Annotated in this window: 5 protein-coding genes; 2 read left to right on the top strand and 3 right to left on the bottom strand. The window is 66.3% G+C overall.

From position 1 onward, the window contains the following. Both ACK5L9_RS19400 and ACK5L9_RS19395 read left to right on the top strand, forming a co-directional pair. A partial coding sequence (locus ACK5L9_RS19400; protein WP_416913099.1) for an FAD-dependent oxidoreductase occupies positions 1–2,650 on the top strand: 2,650 nt, incomplete at its 5' end. Further along, positions 2,643–3,161 carry a sarcosine oxidase subunit gamma gene (locus ACK5L9_RS19395; RefSeq protein ID WP_416913098.1) on the top strand — a complete coding sequence of 173 codons (519 nt, stop codon included), beginning with the start codon at positions 2,643–2,645 and terminating at the stop codon, positions 3,159–3,161. The genes ACK5L9_RS19400 and ACK5L9_RS19395, both read left to right, overlap by 8 nt. Before the next feature lie 29 nt (positions 3,162–3,190). Here the strand turns inward: ACK5L9_RS19395 and ACK5L9_RS19390 are convergent, their stop codons facing one another. The 3 genes from ACK5L9_RS19390 to ACK5L9_RS19380 all read right to left on the bottom strand — a co-directional run bounded on the left by ACK5L9_RS19390 (position 3,191) and on the right by ACK5L9_RS19380 (position 6,538). Then, positions 3,191–5,047, bottom strand: a complete 1,857-nt coding sequence (locus ACK5L9_RS19390) for a Hint domain-containing protein (protein ID WP_416913097.1) — start codon at positions 5,045–5,047, stop codon at positions 3,191–3,193. A 130-nt stretch (positions 5,048–5,177) separates the two neighbouring features. Next, positions 5,178–6,134, bottom strand: a complete 957-nt coding sequence (locus ACK5L9_RS19385; RefSeq protein ID WP_416913096.1) for a 1-phosphofructokinase family hexose kinase — start codon at positions 6,132–6,134, stop codon at positions 5,178–5,180. Continuing rightward, positions 6,131–6,538, bottom strand: coding sequence for a metallopeptidase family protein (locus ACK5L9_RS19380; protein ID WP_416913095.1), 408 nt, complete (start codon positions 6,536–6,538; stop codon positions 6,131–6,133). Before ACK5L9_RS19380 ends, ACK5L9_RS19385 begins: the two co-directional genes overlap by 4 nt. Positions 6,539–6,552: the final 14 nt, after the last annotated feature.

The raw sequence follows: 6,552 nt of genomic DNA, 5'->3' as shown, positions 1-6,552 counted from the left end.
GCTTGTGCCGGGCATGGTGCTGCAAAGCCAGAACTGCTGGCCCTCGCTTGAGGCAGATCTGGGCGCGGTCAATGGCTGGCTGTCGCCGATGCTGCCCGCGGGGTTCTATTACAAGACCTTCATCCATCCGCGCCCGTTCTGGAAACACCTGTTCGAGCCGATGATCCGCCGCAGCGCCGGACTTGGTCGCGCCCCGGCTGACCCTGATCCTGACAGCTATGAACAGGCTTACGGCTTTGCCGATCTGGCGGTTGTGGGCGGCGGCATCGCAGGGTTGGGGGCGGCGCGGAATGCCGCTGACCGGGGGCTGAGCGTGCTGGTACTGGAACAGGATCCGGTCTGGGGCGGTCGCACGCCGGTCGATCATGCCGGCGGCGCGGCGCTGATCGAAACGCTGTTGGCCGATCTGCGCGAGCGCGACAACGTGACCCTGCGCCGGAATACCATGGCGACGGGGCTTTACGATCACGGTTATTTGCTGGCCCGCGAGGCACTGGCCGATCACGACCCGCATGCGGGCATCCCGCGTCAGCGGCTGTGGCGCATCCGTGCGGGCCATGTGATCGCCGCGACCGGCGCGCTGGAACGCCCCCTGTCCTTCGCCTGCAACGATGTGCCGGGCGTCCTGCTGGCCTCGGCCATGCGTGATTTCATCACCGATTACGCGGTTGCGCCGGGCAGGCGGATCGTTGTCGTCACGAATAACGACGACGCCTATCGTACCGCGCTGACCGGGCATGAGGCAGGGCTTGAGGTCACGGTGATCGACGCCCGCCCGCGCGCCGATGGCGATCTGCCGCGCGCCGTGCGCGATCTGGGGATCGCGACCCATACCGGCAGTGCCGTCGCCAAAGTCAGGGGCGGGCGGCATGTCGAGGGGGTGATCCTGTGCGATCAGTCCGGCGAGGGGCGGCCCACCGGCAAGATAGACTGCGACGCGGTTGCCATGTCGGGCGGCTGGTCGCCCGTGGTGCATCTTTACAGCCATTGCGGTGGCAAGCTGATCTGGGACGAGGCGGGCGCGATGTTCCGCCCCGACCCCGATCGCCCGCCTCTGGGCGCGGATGGGCGCGGCAATGTCACCGCCACCGGTGCCGCCAATGGCGATCTGCGCTGTGCGGGCGATCTGGAACAAGCCGAGGGCGCAACCATGCCGGTCTGGTGCATGCCCGCCCGCGCGCCCTTCAAGCTGCGCAGCAAGATGTGGCTGGATTTCCAGAACGATGTGAAGGTCAGCGATGTCGAACTGGCCGCGCGCGAGGGGTATGCCTCGGTCGAGCACACCAAACGCTATACGACGCTGGGGATGGCCACGGATCAGGGCAAGATCAGCAATATCAACGGTCTGGCCGTTCTGTCCGGGGCGCTGAACCAGCCGATCCCGCAGACCGGCACCACCACCTTCCGTCCGCCCTATACGCCGCTGACCCTGGCCACTATCGCGGCGGATGCGCGGGGCGAGGCGTTCCAGCCACTGCGCAAGACGGCGATGCATGACTGGCATGACCGTAACGGTGCGTCATGGGAACCGGTAGGCCAGTGGCGGCGGCCCTATTGCTATCCGCGTGCGGGCGAGGATCGTCGCGCGGCGGTCCATCGCGAAATTCTGGCCGTGCGCGGGGGCGTGGGGACGCTGGACGCCTCGACGCTGGGCAAGATCGTCGTCAAGGGGCCGGATGCCGGGCGCTTTCTTGACATGATCTATACCGGCATGATGTCCAGCCTGCCGGTCGGCAAATGCCGCTATGGGCTGATCTGCAACGAGAACGGTTTCCTGATGGATGACGGCGTCGTCGCGCGCCTGTCGCCCGACACATGGCTGTGCCACACCACCACCGGCGGGGCCGAGCGCGTGCATGGTCATATGGAGGACTGGCTGCAATGCGAATGGTGGGACTGGCGGGTCTATACCGCCAACCTGACCGAGCAATTCGCCCAGATCGCGGTGGCCGGACCCAGAGCGCGCGACCTGCTGGAACGGTTGCCCGGCAGTATCGACCTGTCCGCAGAGCCGCTGCCCTTCATGCAATGGGCCGAGGGCGACATGGGGGGCATTCCGGCCCGCGTCTACCGGATCAGCTTTTCCGGCGAGCTGAGCTATGAAATCGCCGTGCCCGCCGGGCGCGGGCCGGAATTGTGGGACCGCCTGCACGAGGCCGGGCGCGATCTGGGCGTCACGCCCTACGGAACCGAGGCGATGCATGTCATGCGGGCGGAAAAGGGCTTTATCATGATCGGGGATGAAACCGACGGCACTGTCATCCCGCAGGATCTGGGCCTGAACTGGGCGATCAGCAAGAAAAAGGCCGATTATATCGGCAAGCGGGCGCAGGCGCGTGGCCACATGGCCGATGGCGCACGCTGGCGGCTGGTGGGGCTGGAAAGCCTTGACGGCAGGGTAATCCCGGATGGCGCGCTGGCCACCGCAGAGGGCCGCAATGCCAATGGCCAGCGGCGGACGCAGGGGCGCGTAACCTCCAGCTATTTTTCGCCGACGCTGGACCGGCCCATCGCCATGGCGCTGGTGCGTCACGGGCCTGAACGGATGGGGCAGGTGCTGGAATTTCCGATGCCCTCGGGCGAGGTGCTGCGCGGCCGCATTTGCGAGCCGGTGTTTTACGACAAGGAAGGAAGCCGCCTGAATGGTTGAACCGCTTGCCGCCATTGCCCGGCTGGAAGGGCCCGGCATGATCGCTGTCCGCGCCGATCTGACCCGCGCGGGCGATGCTGTGGCCGACGCCGTGGGGCTGCCCATCCCGGATGTTACGCGGATTACCTCGGATGGCAGTCGCAGCCTTGGCTGGATGTCGCCCGACGAATTGTTGCTGATCCTGCCCGCAGCCGCTTTGCCTGCGGCGATGACGGCGCTGTCGCAGGCGCTGACCGGCGAACATGCGCTGCTGGCCGATGTGTCAGACATGCGCGTGCTGTTCGACGTGACCGGCCCCGAGGCCGGCGACGTGATCGCCAAACTGTCGCCAGTCGATCCCGCCGCCCTGCCCGCCGACGGCCTGCGCCGCACCCGCGCCGCGCAGGTGGCCGTCGCGCTGTGGCGCATCGAAAACGGCTTTCGCATCGCCGGTTTCCGCTCGACCGCCGATTATCTGCACCAGATCCTGAAAAACGCCGCAGTTCCGGGCAGCAGTCTTGCGCCCCGCTGACCGGTCAACGCGCCTCTGCCTGCTGGCAGCTATTCGGCAGGGGCGTCTGCGGGCTGCATGGGTTTGTTGTGGTGGATATGCCGTTCAACCAGCCTGCGCGCGCGGCGGCCCGCGACGATGGGTTCGGCGGGGGAAACCTCTGCCGGGTCGCCAAAGATCATGCGGTATTCGGCCACGACCGTGTCAGGCAGCATGCGCAGGGCCTGCTTGCCGGGGTAGAAGCTTTCGCTCCAGCAGCCATTGGCCAGAACGATCGCGTGATGGTCAAAGACCAGATGGATATAGGTCACGGGCCGGTCGGGTTGTGGCTGACTGACACCGTCCAGCACCAGCAGATCCTTGGCGGGGACCAGCGCAGCCGCACCCGTCATGCGTTTCGCGATGGGGCTGTCAATCAGCACGCGATGCTGTGGCGAGACGCCCAGTTCCGCCGCCGGAACGCCGGGGGCAAGCGCATGCGCGGCGATGATCACCGGCCACAGATGCCTGCGCAGGGTCAGCTCCATGACCCCCATCTTTCGCTGGTGGATACCTTGCAGCGGGCAGGGGCCGTCGCGCGTCACGATCTGCATGCCGCGCGCAAGCTGGCAGGCGGGGACCGGGCCGCTGGTGGTCAGGATCAGCGTTTCCGCCGTGAAGCAGGTCGCCCCCAGATTTACATTGGTCAGCGTCGCCTTCGTCATGTTGTTGACGATCACCTGGCCCTGACCCGAGGGCAGGGTGATCATGATCGAGCCGTCGGGCAGATCCGAGGTCGCCGCCAGCACCTCGTCCATTGTGGTGAAATAGCCGGTCAGTTCCAGCATGTCGCCTTCGGACTGGGTGAAATCGGTCACGCGGTCGGTCGCGCCGCCCCCGAAACTGCCGACCGAGAACCAGTCGGCCCCGGAACCTCCGGTCAGCGAGTCGTTATCCACCCCGCCCGACAGCGTGTCATTGCCATCCCCGCCCTCCAGCAGATCGGCACCCTGCCGTCCGGTCAGGCTGTCATTGCCGCCACCGCCATAAAGCGTATCCGCGTTGATGCCGCCAAAAATGTCTTCGTTGAAGAACTGCCCCTGAACCGTGGTCCGCAGCGAACCGAGGGTCTGGCCCGACAACAGCGTCATGCGCGAAAAGTCGTCGGCGACCCGCGCGGCATCGCCGCTGAGCATCTGAAGGGCCAGTGCCATATCCGCATAGTTCGGCGAGAACGAGGCCGAGGTGACATATTCGTAGTCGAACTGCGTACCCGGCCCGTCATAGAAATAATACCGCGACGAGGTTCCGATCAGATAGCGTTCGGTCGCGCCGTCGCCATTGGCGTCGAAATCCAGAAAATTGCCGCCGCCGCTCATTCCGTTCTGGGCGGTCGCGCCATCGATGCGGAAATAGCCGCCGGTATCGCCGCCGACATTCTGTTCGGTATAGCTGGCGAGGGTGCCGGTCGTCACATACAGCGTGTTGCGGTCGGCCGCGGGGTTGCCGACGATGGTGACGGTCCCGTACAGATCGGTCGGATCGTTCGCGATCAGCAGCGCGGCCGAGGGACCGTTATAGAACCCGCCCGTGCTGGCCAGCCGGTCGCCGACATGCATCGCCATGTCGAAGCCCGATTTCACCGCATCGCTGGAATCGACCAGAAGATCGCCGTTCGTATCCTCGCGATAGGCATACCAGGGGTCGTTGCCGGTGGGCAGGGTATAGTCGATCTCGGTCGTGGCATGCGCTTCGCCCTGACCGGTCAGGCCGCGTTCGGGGATGGCGGTTCCGGTGCCGCCGGGCGCGGGGTAATGGTTGGCGGTGAAATAGATGCCGCCGCCGATGGTGACGCCGGAAAACTTGACCTGAACTGAACTGAGATAGGCAATATCAGTAGCTGACGGATCGACGGTCGAGAGGGTCATCCGCAATACCTTTCGGATCGCGCCCGCCACGGTTCGGACAGGCGCGCTGACATGGCCCGCCGGGACGGGCTGCTTGGGGATACCGAAAACCGGGCCGGGGCGGCCCGGAGCACAGCTTGGTTGGCTGTATTTATAGGCGCGTCACGACCTTCTGCCCATATATCGTTCGGATAGCATGGGCCTCGCAAAGGGCTGTGGCGGGGGTCATGACGGCAGATGAGGCTGCCGCCGCGCCCATGGCCAGCGCGTCGGGTACCGGCCAGCCGCGCGCCATGGACAGCACGAACCCGGCCACGAAACTGTCACCCGCGCCGACCGCGCTGACCACCTTGACCTTTGCGGCCTCGGCATGCCATGCGCCGCCGCCATCCGCGATGACCGAGCCATCTGCGCCGCGAGCCACGATCACCGCGCGGGCCGCGCCGTTCCTGACCAGACCGGCGGCAAAGGCCGCGCTGTCGCTGCGCAGGGGCAGGGGGCAGCCTGCCAGTTCCTCAGCCTCGAAACTGTCCATGCGCAGGACATCGACCGGCGTGGATGAACCGGCCAGCACCCGCAGCGCCTCGCCCGAGGTATCGACCAGCAGCCTTGCGCGGCCATCCTTCAGCCGCACGGTCAGCATCTGTTCGAACCCCGCCGCGACCCCCGGCGGGTTCGAGCCGGAAACGACGACCCAGCCACCCGCATTCGCGGCCTCGGCAATCGCCGACATCATGTCGGACACATGCGCCCGGTGCCATTCCGGCCCCGGCAGCACAAAGCGGTACTGCCCACCCGTCGCGCGGTCGGTCACGGCCAGCGATTGCCGCGTCTCGCCCGGTGCGGTCAGGCGCACCACGGACAGACCGTCGGCGCGCAGCATGTCGGCGATGCGCGTGCCTGTTGCCCCGCCAAGTGCCACCATGGCGGTGGATTGCCCGCCCATGATCTTGATCGCGCGGCTGACATTGATACCGCCGCCGCCCGGATCGACCACCGGCTTGTCGCAACGCAGCTTTTGATCGGGGCGGACCTCGTCGGCGGCGGTGGACAGATCCAGCGCGGGGTTCAGCGTGACGGTCAGGATCGGCAGTTGCTGTTCGGTCATTCCCACCACCTGTCGATGCTGGCGATCGCCTCGTCGGACCAGCCAAAGTGATGCGCAAGCTCGTGGACGACCACATGCGAGACCAGTTCCCCCAGGGTGACATTCCCGCGCGCCGCCCATTCATCCAGCAGCGGGCGGCGGAACAGCCAGACGATATCGGGGGCGGCGGGCTGGTCGCTGACAGATTTCTCGGTCAGAGGGATGCCGTCATACAGGCCGGTCAGCTCGAACGGGTCGTCGATCTGCAATTCGTCCAGCACGTCATCTGGCGCGAATTCGGCGACACGGATGGCGACATCCTGCGCATGCCCGACGAATCGGACTGGCAATGTGGCGACCGCCTGACGGGCCATCGCCTCTATTTCCGCTGCGTCCGGGGCGTTCAGCCCGTCCCAATCGCTCATCCGCGCCTCCTGCG

It is taken from the genome of Paracoccus sp. (in: a-proteobacteria) (assembly GCF_047973135.1).
Taxonomy (GTDB): domain Bacteria; phylum Pseudomonadota; class Alphaproteobacteria; order Rhodobacterales; family Rhodobacteraceae; genus Paracoccus.
This window is presented reverse-complemented; position numbering and strand designations above follow the sequence as displayed.